At 64.8% G+C, this 17617-nt stretch carries 12 protein-coding genes and 1 riboswitch; of the genes, 7 read left to right on the top strand and 5 right to left on the bottom strand.

Going from position 1 to position 17617, the window contains the following annotated elements; all coding sequences use genetic code 11:
• Positions 1-22: 22 nt before the first annotated feature.
• Together FN835_RS06205 and FN835_RS06210 are read left to right on the top strand one after the other, a co-directional pair.
• A complete protein-coding gene (locus FN835_RS06205) occupies positions 23-1393 on the top strand; it encodes an amidohydrolase family protein (RefSeq protein ID WP_142662342.1) in 1371 nt (456 codons plus the stop codon).
• A 22-nt stretch (positions 1394-1415) separates the two neighbouring features.
• Positions 1416-1838: a nuclear transport factor 2 family protein gene (locus tag FN835_RS06210; RefSeq protein ID WP_142662343.1), complete on the top strand. Its 423-nt coding sequence runs from the start codon at positions 1416-1418 to the stop codon at positions 1836-1838.
• A gap of 3 nt (positions 1839-1841) precedes the next feature.
• Here FN835_RS06210 and FN835_RS06215 read toward each other — a convergent pair whose 3' ends face one another.
• Together FN835_RS06215 and FN835_RS06220 are read right to left on the bottom strand one after the other, a co-directional pair.
• Positions 1842-3434, bottom strand: a complete 1593-nt coding sequence (locus FN835_RS06215; protein WP_142662344.1) for a GMC family oxidoreductase — start codon at positions 3432-3434, stop codon at positions 1842-1844.
• A gap of 95 nt (positions 3435-3529) precedes the next feature.
• A complete protein-coding gene (locus tag FN835_RS06220) occupies positions 3530-4834 on the bottom strand; it encodes an MFS transporter (protein ID WP_142662345.1) in 1305 nt (434 codons plus the stop codon).
• A 230-nt stretch (positions 4835-5064) separates the two neighbouring features.
• Here FN835_RS06220 and FN835_RS06225 point away from each other — a divergent pair, with 230 nt between their 5' ends.
• On the top strand, positions 5065-6315 hold the full coding sequence (locus FN835_RS06225; protein WP_142662346.1) for an Hsp70 family protein: 1251 nt from the start codon (positions 5065-5067) through the stop codon (positions 6313-6315).
• Here FN835_RS06225 and FN835_RS06230 read toward each other — a convergent pair.
• The gene (locus FN835_RS06230; RefSeq protein WP_142662347.1) at positions 6303-6947 is read right to left on the bottom strand and encodes a TenA family protein; all 645 of its coding nucleotides are present in this window, start codon (positions 6945-6947) and stop codon (positions 6303-6305) included. The two genes, FN835_RS06225 and FN835_RS06230, sit on opposite strands and share 13 nt — an antisense overlap.
• A 37-nt stretch (positions 6948-6984) precedes the next feature.
• A riboswitch (TPP riboswitch) is annotated at positions 6985-7093 on the bottom strand.
• A 118-nt stretch (positions 7094-7211) separates the two neighbouring features.
• Between FN835_RS06230 and FN835_RS06235 the strand changes: the two genes are divergently transcribed.
• From FN835_RS06235 to FN835_RS06250, 4 genes are all read left to right on the top strand, one after another.
• Positions 7212-8381 (top strand): AI-2E family transporter, encoded by a 1170-nt coding sequence (locus FN835_RS06235; RefSeq protein WP_142662348.1) that lies wholly within the window; start codon positions 7212-7214, stop codon positions 8379-8381.
• A 115-nt stretch (positions 8382-8496) separates the two neighbouring features.
• Positions 8497-11823, top strand: a complete 3327-nt coding sequence (locus FN835_RS06240) for a transglutaminase family protein (protein WP_142662349.1) — start codon at positions 8497-8499, stop codon at positions 11821-11823.
• Positions 11824-11840: 17 nt separating this feature from the next.
• Entirely contained in the window at positions 11841-14240 is a 2400-nt protein-coding gene (locus FN835_RS06245) for a circularly permuted type 2 ATP-grasp protein (protein WP_246098661.1), read from the top strand.
• A complete protein-coding gene (locus FN835_RS06250) occupies positions 14237-15229 on the top strand; it encodes a transglutaminase-like domain-containing protein (protein ID WP_142662350.1) in 993 nt (330 codons plus the stop codon). Before FN835_RS06245 ends, FN835_RS06250 begins: the two co-directional genes overlap by 4 nt.
• A gap of 49 nt (positions 15230-15278) precedes the next feature.
• On the opposite strand, the gene hflC is transcribed toward FN835_RS06250, so the two are convergent.
• On the bottom strand, positions 15279-16376 hold the full coding sequence (gene hflC / locus FN835_RS06255; RefSeq protein ID WP_142662351.1) for a protease modulator HflC: 1098 nt from the start codon (positions 16374-16376) through the stop codon (positions 15279-15281).
• Complete coding sequence (gene hflK, locus FN835_RS06260; protein WP_142662352.1) at positions 16376-17590, bottom strand: FtsH protease activity modulator HflK; 1215 nt, start codon at positions 17588-17590, stop codon at positions 16376-16378. The genes hflC and hflK overlap by 1 nt, the downstream gene beginning before the upstream one ends.
• Between the last annotated feature and the right edge of the window lie 27 nt (positions 17591-17617).

The following is a 17617-nucleotide window of genomic DNA, read 5'->3' on the forward strand; positions in this document are numbered from 1 at the left end:
AACAAAAACAGGGGATCGCCAGATGTCACAGTCGCAAGGTCACAGCCGCAGGGAATTCCTGTGCCGCAGCGGGGCGCTGGCCACCGCCTCGGCTGCCATGTTCACCGGAACCGCAGCCGTGGCCCAAGCCGCGCCCGATGCCGTCAGCGCGATTGCCGACAAGCATTACTTTCTGCGCGACGTGCGGCTGGAGATCGGCTTTACCCGCGACGGCGATGTGGTGACGGGCACGGAAACCGCGCTGCACACGCTGGAAATCCGCGACGGACGCATCGCCGCGATCCTTGCCGCCGATGCAGCCCCGGTGGCTGGCGTGCCGCAATACAGCGCAGGCGGAATGCTGGCGCTGCCGCCGATGCGCGACATGCATATCCATCTGGACAAGACCTTTTACGGCGGCCCGTGGCAGGCCCCGCTGCCGCGCAAGGGCAAGACGATCATGGACATGATCGCGCGCGAACAGGTGCTGCTGCCGCAGCTTTTGCCCAGCTCGCAGGAACGGGCGGACATGCTGATCGACCTGCTGCTGGCCCACGGCACGACCACGGCGCGCAGTCATTGCAATATTGATCCGGTCAGCGGGCTGAAAAGCCTTGAGCATCTGAACCTGGCGCTGGCCGCCCGCAAAGACGATTTTGCCTGTGAGATCGTGGCCTTTCCCCAGCACGGGCTGCTGCATTCCAAGGTCGATGGCCTGATGCGGGAATCAATGGATCTGGGCGTCACCCATGTCGGCGGGCTGGACCCGACCAATGTGGACGGTGCGATGGAGGCATCGCTGGACGCGATGTTCCAGATTGCGCTGGACCATGACAAGGCGGTGGACATCCATATCCACGAATCCACCCCGGCAGGTATCGCGGCCCTGCGCTACATGGTCGATACGGTCGAGGCGAACGCGGCCCTGAAAGACCGCGTGACCTTCAGCCACGCCTTCGCGCTTGCCAAGCTGGACGAGGGTGAACTGGACGAATTGGGCGGGCGCATGGCCGCGCAGGGGATCAGCGTGGCCTCCAGCGTGCCGATCGGGAAATCGGTCATGCCGCTGCAAGCCCTGCGCGACAAGGGCGTGACGATCATGGCCGGGACCGACAGCGTGATCGACCACTGGTCGCCCTTTGGCAGTGGCGACATGATGGACAAGGCCAATCTATATGCCCAGCTTTACGCCGGCAGCGACGAGGCGAGCCTGTCCCGCTCGCTTTGGATCGCCACGGGCGACGTGCTGCCGCTGGACGATCAGGGCCAGCAGGTCTGGCCGAAGGCAGGTGATGCGGCGGGCTTTGTGCTGACCGACGCAAGCTGTTCGGCCGAAACGGTGGCGCGTTGTTCGCCCCGCCGCGCAACCTTCCATGCCGGACGTCTGGTCTATGGCCAGATCGCCCAAGGCTGATACCGCATAAGGAACCATGGACATGAACCAGCAATCGGAACGCGACCTGTCGGCGGTCAAGGAATATCTGGACGCCACGATGGCCCCCGACCCGCAACGCGCGGCCAAGGTCGTGGCGCCGGGCTTTGTCTGCCGCTTTACGGGCAACCGTAAATTCGACGCGCCGGACGGCCCGACAGGCTTTAATGCCGCCCGCTATAAATGGGTCAAGAAACGCATCGAGCGTTATGATGTCGTCCCCGGAGATCGGCAGACCATCATCTACAGCCTCGGCTATCTTTACGGCGAATGGCCCGATGGCACGGCGTTTGACAATAACCGCTATGTCGATCGCTTCGTGGTCCAGGACGGGCTTATCCTTGAAACCGATGTCTGGAATGACAGCGCCGAATGGATCCTTGATCCCGACTGCGCAACAGCTGGCCAGTCCCGCGCGGCGGAATAAGCGTTAGCCGCGCGCGTCCTCAAGCATCATGCGCGCGGCCTTTTCCGCGATCATCAGCGTCGGCGCATTGGTGTTGCCGCTGGTGATCGTCGGCATGACCGAGGCATCCGCGATCCGCAGCCGCCCCAAGGCCCGCAGCCGCAAGCGCGGGTCCACGACCGAGGCATCATCACTGCCCATGCGGCAGGTGCCGACCGGATGAAAGATCGTCGTGCCGATGTCGCCCGCCGCCCGCGCCAGATCGTCGCCATAGCTGGGGCCGGGCTTGTGTTCCTGCGGCAGCAACCGCGCAAAGGCGGGCTGCGACACGATATGCCGGGTCAGGCGGATGGAACGGGCGGCCACCTCGCGGTCGCCCTCGGTCGCCAGATAGTTCGGGCGGATCGCCGGATGGGCGCGGAAATCCGGCCCCTTGGCATGAACCGATCCCCGGCTTTCGGGGCGCAGGTTGCAGACCGAGGCCGTCATGGCGGGGAATGCGTGGATCGGGTCGCCGAACTTGTCCAGACTGACCGGCTGAACATGATATTCCAGATCGGCTGTCTCCTTTTCGGGGCCGGATCGGGTGAAGATGCCGACCTGACTGGGCGCCATCGACATCGGCCCTGAGCGACGCCAAGCGTATTCCAGCCCGATCGCCGCCTTGCCCATCAGGCGCGAAGCCTTTTCGTTCAGCGTAGGCACGCCCGTCACCTTGTAGACCATGCGCAATTGCAGATGGTCCTGCAGATTTTCACCGACGCCTGGCACCTCGGCCAGCGGCGCGATGCCCGCCGCCTGCAAGGCCGATCCGCGCCCGATGCCCGACAGCTCCAGCAGGTGGGGCGAGCCTATGGCCCCGGCGCATAGCACCGTCTCGCGCGTGGCACACGCCTCGATCCGCTGGCCTTGGTGATGAAAGACGACGCCGCGCACCTCGCCCGCCTTGATGATCAGGTGTTCGGCCTGCGCCCCGGTCAGGACGCACAGGTTCGCCCGCCCCTTGGCCGGACGCAGAAACGCCTTCGAGGTGTTCCAGCGAATCCCGGACCGCTGGTTCACGTCGAAATATCCGCCGCCTTCGTTGTCGCCGGTGTTGAAATCGGCGACGCGCGGAATACCCGCCTGTTCTGCCGCATCCAGAAACGCATCCAGCACGTCCCAGCGCACGCGGGCCTTTTCCACCCGCCATTCGCCGCCCGCGCCATGCAGGTCGGACGCGCCGCGATGGTGATCCTCATGCGCGATGAACAGCGGCAGCACGTCATCCCAGCCCCAGCCGGCGCAACCCATTTGCCGCCACTGGTCGTAATCGCGCGCCTGCCCACGCATATAGATCATGCCGTTGATCGAGGAACATCCGCCCAGCACGCGCCCACGCGGATAGATCAGGGCGCGCCCGTTCAGCCCGGCCTCTGGCTCGGTCGTGAAACCCCAGTCGGTGCGTGGATTGCCGATGCAGTAAAGATAGCCGACCGGAATATGGATCCAGTGGTAGTTGTCGCGCCCGCCCGCCTCAAGCAGCAGCACGCGATTGCGGGTATCGGCACTTAGCCGGTTCGCCATGACGCAGCCTGCGCTGCCCGCCCCGATGACGATGTAATCGTAATTGTCCATGCCCGTCCCCCCATCAGGCAGGATGAAAGCAATCGCGCGCCAGCACAAGGCGCGGCATGGGCGAAGGCGACGCATGGCCGCCCCCGCCTGATTTATCAGACTTCCTCGCGACCCGAGGCGATGATGCAGATCAGCGTCACCACCGATGCAGCCAGCATGTAATAGCCGACATGGCCAAGGCCATAGGTCTGCTGCAGCCACGTCGCGGCGTAAGGCGCCAGCGATGCGCCGAAGATGCCCGCGAAGTTGAAGGTGATCGACGACCCGGTATAGCGCACGCGCGTCGGGAAGGGTGCGGCAAGGGCTGCACCGATCACGCCATAGGTCAGGCCCATCAGGAACATGCCGATGGTGACGAACAGGTAGATGTTGCCCTCGCTTTCGGCCCCGCTCATCAGCGGTGCCAGCAGGAAGCTGAACGCGCCGATCAGGATGGTGACCACGATCAGGAACGGACGACGACCGGTGCGATCCGCAACCTTGCCCGCAAACGGAATGGCAAGACCGAAGACGACCGACCCGAAGATCTGAATCTTCAGCGCGTCAAGGAACGGGATCTGCAGCACCTTGACGTTATAGGACAACAGCCAGGCCGAGCAGATGTAGAACAGCACGAACGTCACCAGCGCGACGAAAGTGCCCAGAAACAGGCTGCGCTTGTGATTGCGGAACAGTTCCACGACGGGGACTTCGACCCGCTCATGCTTCTTGATGGCTTCGGCGAATTCCGGCGTCTCGGTGATCGACAGGCGGACCCAAAGGCCCAGCACGATCAGCACGATGGACGCCAGGAACGGCAGACGCCAGCCCCATGCCAGCAGGTCGTCCTGCGACATGAAATGCAGCAGCACCCAGAAAAAGCCCGAGGACAGGAACAACCCGACCGGAGCGCCCAGTTGCGGGAACATCCCATACCAGCTGCGCTTGCCTTCGGGGGCGTTTTCCGTGGCCAGCAGCACCGCGCCTCCCCATTCGCCGCCAAGACCGAAGCCCTGCCCAAAGCGGCACAGCGCCAACAGCGCCGGGGCCGCGACGCCGATCTGGGCATAGGTCGGCAAAAGGCCGATGATGACGGTGGACACGCCCATGGTCAGCAGTGCCGCCACCAGCGTGGCCTTGCGCCCGATGCGGTCACCGAAATGGCCGAAGACCACTGCGCCCAGCGGTCGCGCAAAGAACGCGATCGAGAAGGTCGCGAAAGACGCAAGCAGCGCCGTTGTCGCATCCTCACCGGGGAAAAACAGGGTCGGAAAGACCAGCACGGCGGCAGTCGCATAGACATAGAAGTCGAAGAACTCGATCGTCGTGCCGATCAGGCTTGCCAGCAGGACACGCGCGGGGGAATTGCGCCGCGTCCCGCCTTGCGCCGCATAGGACGCATTGAGGTTCTGATCAGTCATTGTTTTCTTGGCTTTTTGAAGGTCCGCATAGTTGCCCTGGCATCGGATGCGATGTCGGGAACGGCTCGCGCTAACGCATTTTGCAAAGAAGATGAATGCCTGACGTATAAATAATTGCGAAAACATGACGGATTTGCGCAACGGCGTTACCTTTTCGCCGTTCCACTTGCCCCTTTTGCGGATTGCGGCTATCTGCCCGGACCTTCCAATCACGCTTCCGGGGCCGGTTCATGCAGGACGCCATCATCGCCATCGACTTCGGCACGTCGAACAGCGCCGCCGCCATGCTGGACGGTGGCCGCATCCGCCGCATCCCCATCGAGGACGGGGCCGAAACCCTGCCGACTGCAGTGTTTTTTCCCATCCGCAAGGGCGGCATGAAGATCGGCGCCGCTGCGGCCGAAGCCCTGATCGACGGCGAGGAAGGCCGCTATATGCGGGCGCTGAAAAGCGTGCTTGGCACGTCCCTTGTCCATGAGGAACGCCTGATCGGCGGCAAGCGCCGCACGGTTGCCAGCATCGTCACCGAATTTCTGATCGAACTAAAATCCCGCGCCGAGGCCGCGACCGGCCACCGCTTTACCCGCGTGCTGTCGGGCCGGCCAGTGCACTTCCATACCAGAAATCCCGATCGCGATGCGCAGGCAGAAGCGGACCTGCGCGGCTGCTATCTGGCCGCGGGCTTCACCGATGTCGATTTTCTGGTCGAGCCGGAGGCAGCAGCGCTGGCCTCGCACGGATTGGCCGATGCAGGGCTGGGGCTGATCGTGGACATCGGCGGCGGCACCTCGGATTTTTCGGTCTTCCGCAGCGGTGCGGATGGGGTTGATATTCTGGCCAATCACGGCATCCGACTGGGCGGCACGGATTTCGACCATGCGGTGTCGATGGCCCATGCCATGCCAGCGTTGGGCCATGGCGGCACGCTGAAGCGTGAGATGGGCACGGGCCTGCTACCTGTGCCGAACGCGGTCTATTCCGATCTGGCGACATGGGCGCGCATTCCATTTCTTTACGTCCCTGAAACCCGGCGCATGGCACAGGACATGGCGAAACTTGCCACCGACCGCACCGCAATGAAGCGCCTTGTCACCGTGCTGGACGAAGAGCTGGGCCATGAGCTGGCCTTTGCCGTCGAACGCGGCAAGATCGCGGCGAATGGCGGTGATGGCGGCATGATCGGCATGGGCTTTATCGAACCCGGCCTGAAACGCCCGGTCACGCCCGAAACGTTGGACGCGGCGCTGATGAGCTATCGCGCCGATCTGCTGGACGCCGCGCGCGAGACGCTGGCCATGGCCGGGGTCACGCCCGACCGGATCGGCAGCGTGGTTCTGGTCGGCGGCTCCAGCTTGATGGGTCTGGTTTCCAGCGCCGCAACCGAGCTTTGCCCGACTGCGGCGCTGAAACGTTCGGACGCCTTTACCGCCGTGGTGGACGGTTTGGCGCTGGGAACCGCGCGGCTGGCTCAGCCTGCATAGGCCGCGTCGAAGAACGCGCGTTCTAGTGCCACGGCGCGGCGGAAAAAGTCATGCGCCTGTGCCGGGGCATCCGGCCCCACCCGGTCCAGTTCCGCACGCAGGAACGCCACGAAATCGCGAAAGAACGGATTGTCGTGCAGTGTGATCCATTCGGCATGGACGAAATTCCGGGGCAAGGGCCGGGGCGCACGGGATGCCCAGTCCAGATACAGCCATTCCGCCACGCACAGCACGGAAAGCACGGCGGGGTATGACCGCGTTGCCGCCGCTTCGCGCATGATCGCCTGAAAGCCTGCCGTGGGCGCGGTATCGGGGATGGCCGCCCGCGCTGCTGTGCTGATCCCCAGCGCATTGAAGCTGCGCAGAAAATAGTCGTTCTCATCGCCCGAGACCATGCCCGCGAATTGCCCGAATCGCAGACGCGAGGTGAAACGGTCTGAGGATGCGATGGCCCCGCCCAGCAATGTCAGGAACGCATCCAGAAAGCGGTGATCCTGCACCAGATAGGCGCCCATCACGGCGTCGGGCACCGTGCCGTCGCATAATTCACGCACAAAGCGATGATTGGCAGCGGCCGACCAGTCGGGTTCGCTGGCAAGGCGCAGGGTGTCGGTAAAGCGTGTTTCGGTCATCCGTCGTTTCCTTTCGACATGACAACCGGCGTCAGGCAGGTCTGATATGTCCCGTCCCTTCGCCGGCATGATCCGGTTCAGGTTCAAAGGGTCACCGCGCATTCATCGGTTTCTCAGCCCCTTGCGGGACTCCCCTCGGAAACACAAAGGCTAGGCGGGCGTCACGCAGATGTCACGCCCGCATCGCACAGGGAAACGGTATTCCATGCTTGCAGCCCGGCGCGTTCTGCTATGTGTTTGAAGCGCGCATCCTGGACGAGGACGATGACGACCACCGAGGCCACAGACCGCCAGACCGATCCCACCAAGCCCGGCATCCGTGCAACGGGCCTGAGGGCACACCGACAACCGCTGTTGACCAATATCTCGGCGGCGCGCTGGCTGCTTCTGGCGATCGTGCTGGCCTCGATCTATTTCTTCCACGGCTTTCTGGTGCCGGTGCTGGCTGCGACCGTTATCGCGCTGGCAAGCTGGCCCTTGCGCGAACGCAGCGTGCATCAGGCCGGACTGGGACGCACGATGACGGCGACGTTCATGGTGCTGGTGCTGGTCTGCTTTATCGTCATTCCGATCACCATGGCGCTGGCCTATGCCTTCCGCGAGCTGAAGGACTGGATCAACTGGGCGATTCTGGTGAACGCGGCGGGTGCGCCGACGCCGGCATGGATGGTCGATCTGCCGCAGATCGGCGATTGGCTGGATCAGAACTGGCAGACCTATATCGGTCATCCCGGCGGTATCAGTGAAATCGTTCAGGCGGTATCGGGGTCCAACATCGGCACGATCTATCGCGGGGCGCTGACGGCCGGGTCGCTGGCGTTTCACCTGTTCCTGACGCTGCTGTTCCTGCTGATCACGCTGTTCGTGCTGTATCGCGACGGCGACCGGATCGTGGCGCAGATGGACCGCGTGGGCGCCCGCATCCTTCCCGATCGCTGGGACAGGCTGTCGCGCGTCGTGCCCGCCACCATCAGTTCGACCGTGACCGGCATGACGCTGATCGCGATCGGCGAAGGCTTCATCCTTGGCATCGCTTATTGGATCGCGGGCGTGCCTTCGCCCGTCACGTTCGGGGTCATCACCGGCTTCATGGCGCTGATCCCCGGCGGCGCGCCTTTGTCGTTCACTCTGGTTTCCGTCTATCTGGCGGCCAGCGGCTCGCCCCTGGCGGGGCTGGGGTTGTTCCTGTGGGGCTCGATCGAGCTGTTCATCGTGGACAAGACCATCCGCCCGCTGCTGGTCGGCGGCCCGGTCAAGCTGCCGTTCCTGCCCACGTTCTTTGGGCTGGTCGGAGGGGTCAAGACCATGGGCATCGTCGGGCTGTTCGTCGGCCCGGTGCTGATGGCGCTGCTGGTCTCGATCTGGCGTGAATGGCAGCGCGAGATTTCCGAGGATGAATTGAAGCGCGCAGACATGCCCGTGGTCCGCGAATAGCTTTGCCTGTTTTTACGGCAGACACTCGCTTTCATCCGCGACGGGTTCGGACGCTGTTCCCAACCGCCACACTGCGCTGTTAGTCAGTAAAGACAGGTAAACGGGGAAACGTGACATGTCGATCAAGGCCAGCATCCATCACCTGACCCATTACGTTTACGACAATCCGGTCATCCTTGGCCCCCAGGTGATCCGGCTGCGCCCTGCCCCCTATTCCCGCACGCGCGTCATCTCTCACAGCCTCAAGGTCAGTCCGGGCGGGCATTTCGTGAACCACCAGCTGGATCCTTTCGGCAACTGGCTGGCGCGTTTCGTTTTTCCCGATCCGGTGCGCGAATTGAAGATCGAGGTCGATCTGGTCGCGGACATGACCGTCTACAATCCCTTCGACTTCTTCACCGAGGAAAGCGCCGAACACTGGCCCTTTGACTATCCGCCGGAATTGGTCGAGGAGTTGGTGATCTATCGCCAGCCTGAACCCGCCGGGCCGCGCCTGACCGCGCTTTTGGCCAGCATCCCGCGCGACCGCATGCGGACCACCGATTTCATCGTCGCCCTGAACGCCCGCATCGCGCATGAGGTGGGCTATACCATCCGCCTTGAACCCGGCGTCCAGACCCCCGAGGAGACGTTGGCAACCGCATCGGGTTCTTGCCGCGACAGCAGTTGGCTGCTGGTGCAGGCGCTGCGGCATCTGGGCTTTGCGGCGCGGTTCGTGTCGGGCTACCTGATCCAGTTGAAGCCGGACCTCAAGGCGCTGGACGGGCCTTCGGGGACGGAACACGACTTCACCGACCTGCACGCCTGGGCCGAGGTCTATATTCCGGGCGCAGGCTGGATCGGGCTGGACCCCACTTCGGGGCTGCTGACCGGGGAAAGCCATATCCCGCTGGCCGCGACCCCGCATTACCGCAACGCCGCGCCGATCAGCGGCGGCTATATCGGGCAGGCGCAGACGGAATTCCATTTCGACATGCAGGTGCGCCGCGTGGCGGAACATCCGCGCATAACCAAGCCGTTCAGCGACGATGCGTGGGACGAATTGAACGCGCTTGGCGAAAAGGTCGACCGGGCGCTGGCGGACGGCGACGTGCGCCTGACCATGGGGGGGGAGCCGACCTTTGTGTCCATCGACGATTTTGAAAGCGCCGAATGGAACACCGCCGCCGTCGGTCCCGTGAAACGCCAGCTTGCCGATACGCTGATCCGGCGGCTGCGCAACCGCTTCGCGCCGGGCGGTTTCCTGCATTACGGACAGGGCAAGTGGTATCCCGGCGAAACACTGCCGCGCTGGACATTCTCGCTTTACTGGCGGCGCGACGGCCAACCCATCTGGCAAAACCCTGCCCTCATCGCCTCCGAGGGGCAGGACCATCAGGCCACACCCCTGCAATCGCAGGAATTGCTGCGCGAAATTGCCGCCGAACTGGACCTGCCCGCGGGCAATATCATCCCGGCCTATGAAGATCCCGGCGAATGGCTGCTGCGCGAAGCGAAGCTGCCCGACAATGTGACGCCGGAAAACAACCGCCTGAAAGACCCCGAGGAACGCCACCGCATCGCCACGGTCTTTGGTCGCGGGCTGACCGAACCCGTGGGTTTCGTGCTGCCCGTCCAACCTTGGCAGGCCCGCGACGGCGGCAGCAATTGGCAGTCCGAGGCGTGGCGGCTGCGGCGCGGCCATATGTATCTGGTGCCGGGCGACAGTGCCCTTGGCTATCGCCTGCCCTTGGGCAGCCTGCCCTGGCTCAGCCCTGCGGAATACCCCTATGTCAACGAAATGGACCCGACCATCGCGCGGCCCGATCTGCCCAAGCCCCAGCCGCTGGACGCGATCCGCAAGACGCAACCCGTCGCCAGCTTTACCGCCGGCGGCCCGCGTCAGGACATTCAGGACCAGACCACGGACGAGGTGCAAGGGCTGGTGCGCACGGCATTGGCGGTCGAGCCGCGGGATGGGCGGCTTTGCGTCTTCATGCCCCCGGTCACCCGGCTTGAGGATTATCTGGACCTGCTGCAAGCCGCCGAATCCGCCGCCCTGCGCCTTGGGCTGAAAATCCACGTCGAAGGTTACGCCCCGCCGCATGACCCGCGCCTGAACGTGATCCGCGTGGCCCCCGATCCCGGCGTGATCGAGGTGAACATCCACCCCGCGCAAAGCTGGGCCGATTGCGTGTCGATCACACAGGGCGTCTATGACGAGGCGCGGCAGTCACGCCTTGGCGCCGATAAGTTCATGATCGACGGCAAGCATACCGGCACCGGCGGCGGCAACCATGTCGTCGTGGGTGGGGCCACGACGATGGACAGCCCCTTTCTGCGGCGCCCCGACCTGCTGGCCAGCCTGATCCTGCACTGGAACCGCCACCCCTCGCTGTCCTATCTGTTCTCGGGGCTGTTCATCGGGCCGACCAGTCAGGCGCCACGCATGGATGAAGCGCGCCATGACGCGCTTTACGAAATGGAGATCGCGCTGTCGCAGATCCCCGCGCCGGACAAGGGCGCAAGCCCGCCACCCTGGCTGGTGGACCGGCTGCTGCGCAACATGCTGACCGATGTGACGGGCAACACGCATCGCGCCGAAATCTGCATCGACAAGCTGTATTCCCCCGACGGTCCCACCGGACGTCTGGGTCTGGTCGAATTCCGCGGCTTCGAAATGCCGCCCGATCCCCGCATGAGCCTTGCGCAGCAATTGCTGATCCGGGCGCTGATCGCACGGTTCTGGGCCAGCCCTGCTACCGGCGATCTGACCCGCTGGGGCACCGCGCTGCATGACCGCTTCATGCTGCCGCATTACCTGTGGCAGGATTTCCGCGACGTTCTGGCCGATCTGGCTGCCCACGGTTTTGCGCTGCGCGAGGACTGGTTTCAGGCCAGCCACGAATTCCGCTTCCCCTTCTGCGGCGAGGTCGAGGCGATGGGCGCGCATCTGGAACTGCGTCAGGCGTTGGAGCCATGGCACGTGCTGGGCGAAACCGGGGCCATCGGCGGCACGGTGCGCTATACCGACAGCTCGACCGAGCGGTTGCAGGTGAAACTTGCGACCGCCGATCCGACCCGCTTCAGCGTGCTGTGCAATGGCCGCAAGCTGCCCATGCAGGACATCGGCGGCGGCGAGGCGGTGGCGGGCCTGCGCTACAAGGCGTGGCAACCCGCCTCGGCCATGCACCCGGCGCTGCCGGTCGATACGCCCCTGACCTTCGACATCTGGGACAACTGGTCCGGTCGGGCGGTCGGCGGCTGCACCTATCACGTGGCCCATCCCGGCGGGCGCAGCTATGACACATTCCCCGTCAATGGAAATGAGGCCGAGGCCCGCCGCCTTGCCCGCTTCCAGCCCTTCGGCCACAGCCCCGGCCATGACTTCAAGCCACAGTCCGAGCGAATCTCACGGGAATTTCCCATGACGCTTGACCTGCGCAGGCCGCTGGGCGTCTAGTCCGCCGCATGGAACCTATGGCTGCAAGCACCGGCCCTTTGCCCCGGACCATGCCCGATGGTCTGGGCCTTGACGCTTATCGCGCGCTTCCCGGCACCCCGGACGAGATGATCGGCCCGGACGGCAAGATCCGCCCGATCTGGCGTCCGCTGCTGGATCATCTGCGCGGCATGACCCCCGAGGAAATCTCGATCGCACTGGCACGTGCCGACCAGTATCTGCACGATTCCGGGGTGTTTTATCGCCAATACGGCACCGGCACCTCGACCGAGCGGCCTTGGCCGCTTAGCCACATCCCCGTTCTGATCGACGAAACCGACTGGGAACAGGTCAGCGCAGCCCTGATCCAGCGCGCCGATCTGCTGGAAGCGGTGATGGCCGATCTTTATGGGCAGAACCGGCTGATCGCCTCGGGGCAATTGCCGCCTGCGCTGGTGGCGGCCAATCCGCATTGGCTGCGTCCGATGGTCGGCGTGACGCCCCGTCTGGGCCATTACCTGCATTTCATTGCGTTCGAAATCGGGCGGGGACCGGACGGCAAGTGGTGGGTGCTGTCGGATCGGACCGAGGCGCCTTCGGGCGCGGGCTATGCGCTGGAAAACCGCGTCGCCACCTCGCGCGCGTTTGCCGATGTCTATGCGGGGCAGAACATCCATCGCCTCGCCGGGTTTTTTCGCGATTTCCGCGACAGGCTGATGCAGGCCCGTGCCGACCGCGACGCCCGCGCGGCGATCCTGACGCCCGGCCCGCTGAACGAAACCTATTACGAACATGCCTGGATCGCCCGCTATCTGGGCTTCATGCTGGTGCAGGGCGACGATCTGTCGGTGCAGGACGGGCGGCTGATGGTGCGCACCGTCGCAGGCTTGCAGCCCATCGACATGCTGTGGCGGCGCATGGACGGCGAATATACCGACCCGTTGGAGCTTGCGCCCAATTCCCAGATTGGCACGCCCGGCATGGTGTCGGCACTGCGGCGCGGCGGGCTGATGATGCTGAACGCGCTGGGGTCCGGCGTGCTGGAAGCCCGTGCGATGATGGCATTCCTGCCCAAGCTGGCCGAGCAGTTGACCGGCGCGCCCCTGCTGATGCCCAACATCGCGACATGGTGGCTGGGCGGTGCCGCAGAACGTGCCGCCGTGCTGGAAACCCCCGAACGCATGATCCTAAGTTCCGCGCTGGAAACCGGGCTGCCCTTTGACCGCGACCCGCCCCCGGTCATGGCGGCTAAGCTTGGGCCGGACGAACTGGCGCGGCGTCTGGCGCGCGAAGGCGCGGGGATGGTCGCGCAGGAAACCGTGACGCTCTCGACCACGCCTGCGCTGGTCGAAGGCCGCATCCAGCCCCGCCCGCTTAGCCTGCGCGTCTTTCTGGCACGCACCGCGCAGGGCTGGCAGGTCATGCCCGGCGGCTTTGCCCGCATCGGCGCGACGGGCGATCCGACCGCGCTGGCCATGCAAAAGGGCGGCGGCGCATCGGATGTCTGGATCGTCAGCCGCGACGATGTGCCTGCCGTCACCATGGCCCCCGCACCGCGCGGCCCCTTTCGCCGCTCGGCCCCCGGCACCTTGCCATCGCGCGCCGCCGACAACCTGTTCTGGATGGGGCGCTATGTCGAACGGACCGAGGGGATCGTCCGCATCCTGCGCGCCCGCCACATCCGCCAGGCCGAAAGCGGGCGCGGTGCGGAACCGCTGCAGGAGGCTATCGACGCGCTGCTGGAGACCTATGGCATCGACCCCGCGAGCCCGATTCCGCAGGGGTTGATCGACGCGATCTCGGCCGCCGTGCAAAGCGCCGGACAGGTGCGCGACCGTTTTTCGACCGATGGCTGGTCCGCCCTGACCGATCTGGAGAAATCCGCCCGCCGCATGGCCCCGCGCGTCACCGCAGGCGACGACGCCGCCCGCGCATTGTCGGCGCTGCTGCGCAAGCTGGCGGGGTTTTCGGGACTGGTGCATGAAAACATGTATCGCTTTTTTGGTTGGCGTTTCCTGACCATCGGGCGGATGCACGAACGCGCGCTGGGGATGACAGGCATCGTCGCCTCGCTTGCCGATCCCGATGCACCGGACGGCGCGCTGGATCTGTGCGTCGAATTGGGCGACAGCGTGCTGACACACAGGCGGCGCTTTTCCGTCTCGACCTCGCGCGAGACGGTGATTGATCTTCTGGTGCTGGACCCGCTGAACCCGCGTTCGGTCCGCAACCAGCTTGAACACATGATGACCCAGATCGAACATCTGCCGGGTGCTGCGGATCACGGCCAATATTCTGCGCTGGGGCGCGCCATGCTGCGCCTGACGACGGATGTCGCGACCTATCCGCCGGAAACACTGGACAGTGCGGAACTGCAGGCCCTTTATGCCCGTATCGCGTCGCTGTCGGATCTGATCACCGAAGGTTACCTGCGATGACCGTCTATTCGATGCAGGTGGCGTTTCATTATGAATTCGACCGCCCCTCGGGCGCAGGTCGGCAATTGTTCCGCATCCTGCCCGCCGAGATACCGGGCCGCCAGAACCTGCTGCATGCCGAAATCCGTATCGAACCGGACCCGGCCGAGACAGCCGAGTTCACCGATTTCCACGGGATGCGCGTAATCGAGATGATCATGCCACCCGGCCTGACACAGCTTGAATTCGTGCTGGAGGCCGAGGTCGAACGCATCGCCCATGACATCGGGCTGGATATTTCGACGCCGCTTGGGGTTCTGCCCGCCGAGATCGCGGCTTATCGCAGCATCGACCCCCATGCGCCGCACCATTTCCTTGCGCCGACGCCGCGCATTCCGGCGATGCCCAAGGTCGCCGAATATGCCGCCCGCGTGACCCGCAAAGCCGTCACCACCCGCGAATCGGTCGAGGCATTGGGACGGGCGCTGCATCGCGACATGGCATTTCAGGCGGGCGCGACCGATGTGAACACGCCCCCTGCGCAGGCATTCGCACAGCGGCGGGGCGTCTGTCAGGATTTTGCGCAGATCATGGTGGGGGGGCTGCGCAGCCTTGGTATCCCTGCGGCCTATGTGGGCGGCTATCTGCGCACCCTACCCCCGCCCGGACAACCGCGACTGGTCGGCGCGGATGCGACCCATGCCTGGGTTCGGGGCTGGTGCGGCACGGAAACCGGCTGGGTCGATTACGATCCGACCAATGGCTGCTTCGCGCTTGGCGACCACATCGAAATCGGTTTTGGCCGCGATTACGACGACGTGGCCCCGGTGACCGGGATGCTGCGGCTGGATGGCCAGCAAACCGGCAGCCATAGCGTCGATATCGAGGAGGCGCCGCTGACGCCCCATGCGGGCGGCGTCTGGACGCCTGCGCTGGACCTGCCCAGCCGTCCCCGCCGGATCGAACCGCCCGAGGATGACCCGCTGCACGACGCCAGCCAGCGCATATGAAAAGGGGCGAAGCCGCAGCTCCGCCCCTGTATCTGTCGCAAGGCTTGCCTTAGTTGGCAGGTGCCGGTGCGGGCACGGCGCTTTCGTCCTGCGGCGGGCTGGACAGCGATTCCGGCATCGGCGTCAGCGTCACCCCGGCATTTTCACCCAAGGGCTGGCCTTCGCGGTTCGTCTCGGACGGCGGCACGACATCCTGTTGGCCGTTTTCCGTCGAAGCCGCGCCTGTGACGACATCTGCCGCAGCACTGGACGCCACCGGAACCGGGTTCGCCCGTTCTGCGCCATCGCTGCGCAGATAGTCAAAGAACTCACCTTCGGGCTTGATGATCAGCGAGCTGTTTTCGCCTTTCAGCGACCGCTCATAGGACGTCATCGAGCGGGTGAACGCGAAGAATTCCGGGTCGCGGCCAAAGGCCGAGGCATAGATCGCGTTGCGGCGGGCATCGGCTTCACCGCGGACGATCTCGGATTTCTTGCGCGCTTCCGAGGTCAGTTCCACCACGGTCCGGTCGGCGGCAGCGCGGACACGCTGGGCCGCTTCGTTACCGCGGGCGATTTCGTCTGCCGCTTCACGCTGACGTTCTGCACGCATCCGGGCATAGGTCGCGTCAAGGTTCTGTTCGGGCAGATCGGTGCGCGTCAGCCGCACGTCGATGATGCGAACGCCCAGCGATTCCGCCTCGGCCCGCGCCCCGTCGCGGATGCGGTTCATCAGCTGCGTGCGGTCATCCGACAGCACCATGGTAGAGGGAACGGAACCCAGCACGCGGCGGATCACGTCGTTGATGATCGAATCCAGACGTTCCTGCGCGCGCGGCAGGCCACGGCCTTCGGTCGCCTGATAAAGCTGCTGGGCGTCCATCACCTGCCAGCGGGCAAAGGCGTCCACGACCAGACGGCGATCGTCCAGCGGCGTGACCTCCATCGGCTGCGTGGGCAGGCCAAGGATACGCGCGTCAAAGCGCACGATGCTATCGACGAAGGGCACTTTCAGGCCGATGCCGGGGTTTTCACGAACCTCGACCACCTGACCGAAACGCAGCACCAGCACACGTTCGCGAACATCGACGATATAGACCGACGCCATGACGACCACGGCGACGACGACAAGGAAAGGCAGCGCCAGAACCGAGATAAAGCGACCCATCACTGGTTCCCCCCATTGCCAGACGCATTGCCGGACGGGGTTCCGCCGCTGCGCAGTTGATCCAGCGGCAGATAGGGCACGACGCCCTGACCACCATCGCCATCAAGGATGACCTTGTTCACCTGCCCCAGCACGCGCTCCATCGTTTCCAGATACATACGGCGCCGCGTCACGTCGGGCGCCTTGACATATTCGTCATAGACCGAGTTGAAACGCGCGGCCTCACCCTCGGCGGTGTTGATCGCTTCGGCCCGGTAGGCTTCCGAGCGTTCGATCACGGCGGCGGCTTCACCGCGCGCGCTGGCCAGAACGCGGTTGGCATAGGCGTCGGCCTCTTTCTCAAGGCGGTCGCGTTCCTGCTGCGCGGCCTGCACTTCGCGGAAGCTGTCGATCACCTCGGCGGGCGGGTCTGCGCGGGCAAGGTTGACGCGCACGACGTTGATGCCCGCATCATAGCTGTCCAGCGTTTCCTGCACTGCCCGCTCAAGCTCGGCGCGGACCTGTTCGCGGTCGCGGTTCAGAAGCGGCGCCAGTTCCGAACGCGCCACGATGTCGCGCATCGCGGATTCGGACACGGCGCGGATCGTGCCTTCGGCATCGGCCAGATTGAACAGGAAGCGTTCGGGGTCCGACACGTTCCAGACCACCTGATAGGCCATATCGACGATGTTCTGGTCGCGCGTCAGCATCAGGCCGCTGTCCATCGGACCGGCGCGGCCCGTGCCGATTTCGGTCACGCGCTCACCGGTGAACTGCACAACTTCCTTGGTGATGACCGGCCACGGGGCAAAGTTCAGACCGGGCGTGCCGATCGAATGCGGCTTGCCGAACAGCAGTTCCACCGAACGCTGGCCTTCGTTCACGGTATAGAAGGACATGAAGGCCCAGACTGCCACCGCACCAAGGCCGACCAGACCCCAAGTGCCGCGAGTCATCTGGAATTGCGGACCCTGCGGACGGCGCGGGCCACCCGGACCGCCGCGACCGCCATTGCCCGTTCCCTTGCCGCCCATCAGGACGCGCAGGCGGTCCTGGCCCTTGCGCACCAGATCCTCGATCTCGGGGCGCTGGTCGCCGCGTTGCGGACCTTGCGGCCGCTGACCATTGCCCTGATTACCCCCGGCATTGCCCCAGGGCCGCTGGCCCCCCGGTGGCTTGTCGCCACCGCCCTTGCCGTCATCTCCTCCGCTGCCCCAAGGGCCTTGTCCTGCCATGCGTCTCGTGCCTCGTTCCTGCTGTCG

The organism is Paracoccus laeviglucosivorans (genome assembly GCF_900182695.1).
Lineage (GTDB): Bacteria > Pseudomonadota > Alphaproteobacteria > Rhodobacterales > Rhodobacteraceae > Paracoccus > Paracoccus laeviglucosivorans.

Bases quoted from the DNA above. Each gene is read 5' to 3' on its own strand.
- FN835_RS06205 (WP_142662342.1), top strand. From the start codon at position 23: ATGTCACAGTCGCAAGGTCACAGCCGCAGGGAATTCCTGTGCCGCAGC.
- FN835_RS06210 (WP_142662343.1), top strand. From the start codon at position 1,416: ATGAACCAGCAATCGGAACGCGACCTGTCGGCGGTCAAGGAATATCTG.
- FN835_RS06215 (WP_142662344.1), bottom strand. From the start codon at position 3,434: ATGGACAATTACGATTACATCGTCATCGGGGCGGGCAGCGCAGGCTGC.
- FN835_RS06220 (WP_142662345.1), bottom strand. From the start codon at position 4,834: ATGACTGATCAGAACCTCAATGCGTCCTATGCGGCGCAAGGCGGGACG.
- FN835_RS06225 (WP_142662346.1), top strand. From the start codon at position 5,065: ATGCAGGACGCCATCATCGCCATCGACTTCGGCACGTCGAACAGCGCC.
- FN835_RS06230 (WP_142662347.1), bottom strand. From the start codon at position 6,947: ATGACCGAAACACGCTTTACCGACACCCTGCGCCTTGCCAGCGAACCC.
- FN835_RS06235 (WP_142662348.1), top strand. From the start codon at position 7,212: ATGACGACCACCGAGGCCACAGACCGCCAGACCGATCCCACCAAGCCC.
- FN835_RS06240 (WP_142662349.1), top strand. From the start codon at position 8,497: ATGTCGATCAAGGCCAGCATCCATCACCTGACCCATTACGTTTACGAC.
- FN835_RS06245 (WP_246098661.1), top strand. From the start codon at position 11,841: ATGGCTGCAAGCACCGGCCCTTTGCCCCGGACCATGCCCGATGGTCTG.
- FN835_RS06250 (WP_142662350.1), top strand. From the start codon at position 14,237: ATGACCGTCTATTCGATGCAGGTGGCGTTTCATTATGAATTCGACCGC.
- hflC (WP_142662351.1), bottom strand. From the start codon at position 16,376: ATGGGTCGCTTTATCTCGGTTCTGGCGCTGCCTTTCCTTGTCGTCGTC.
- hflK (WP_142662352.1), bottom strand. From the start codon at position 17,590: ATGGCAGGACAAGGCCCTTGGGGCAGCGGAGGAGATGACGGCAAGGGC.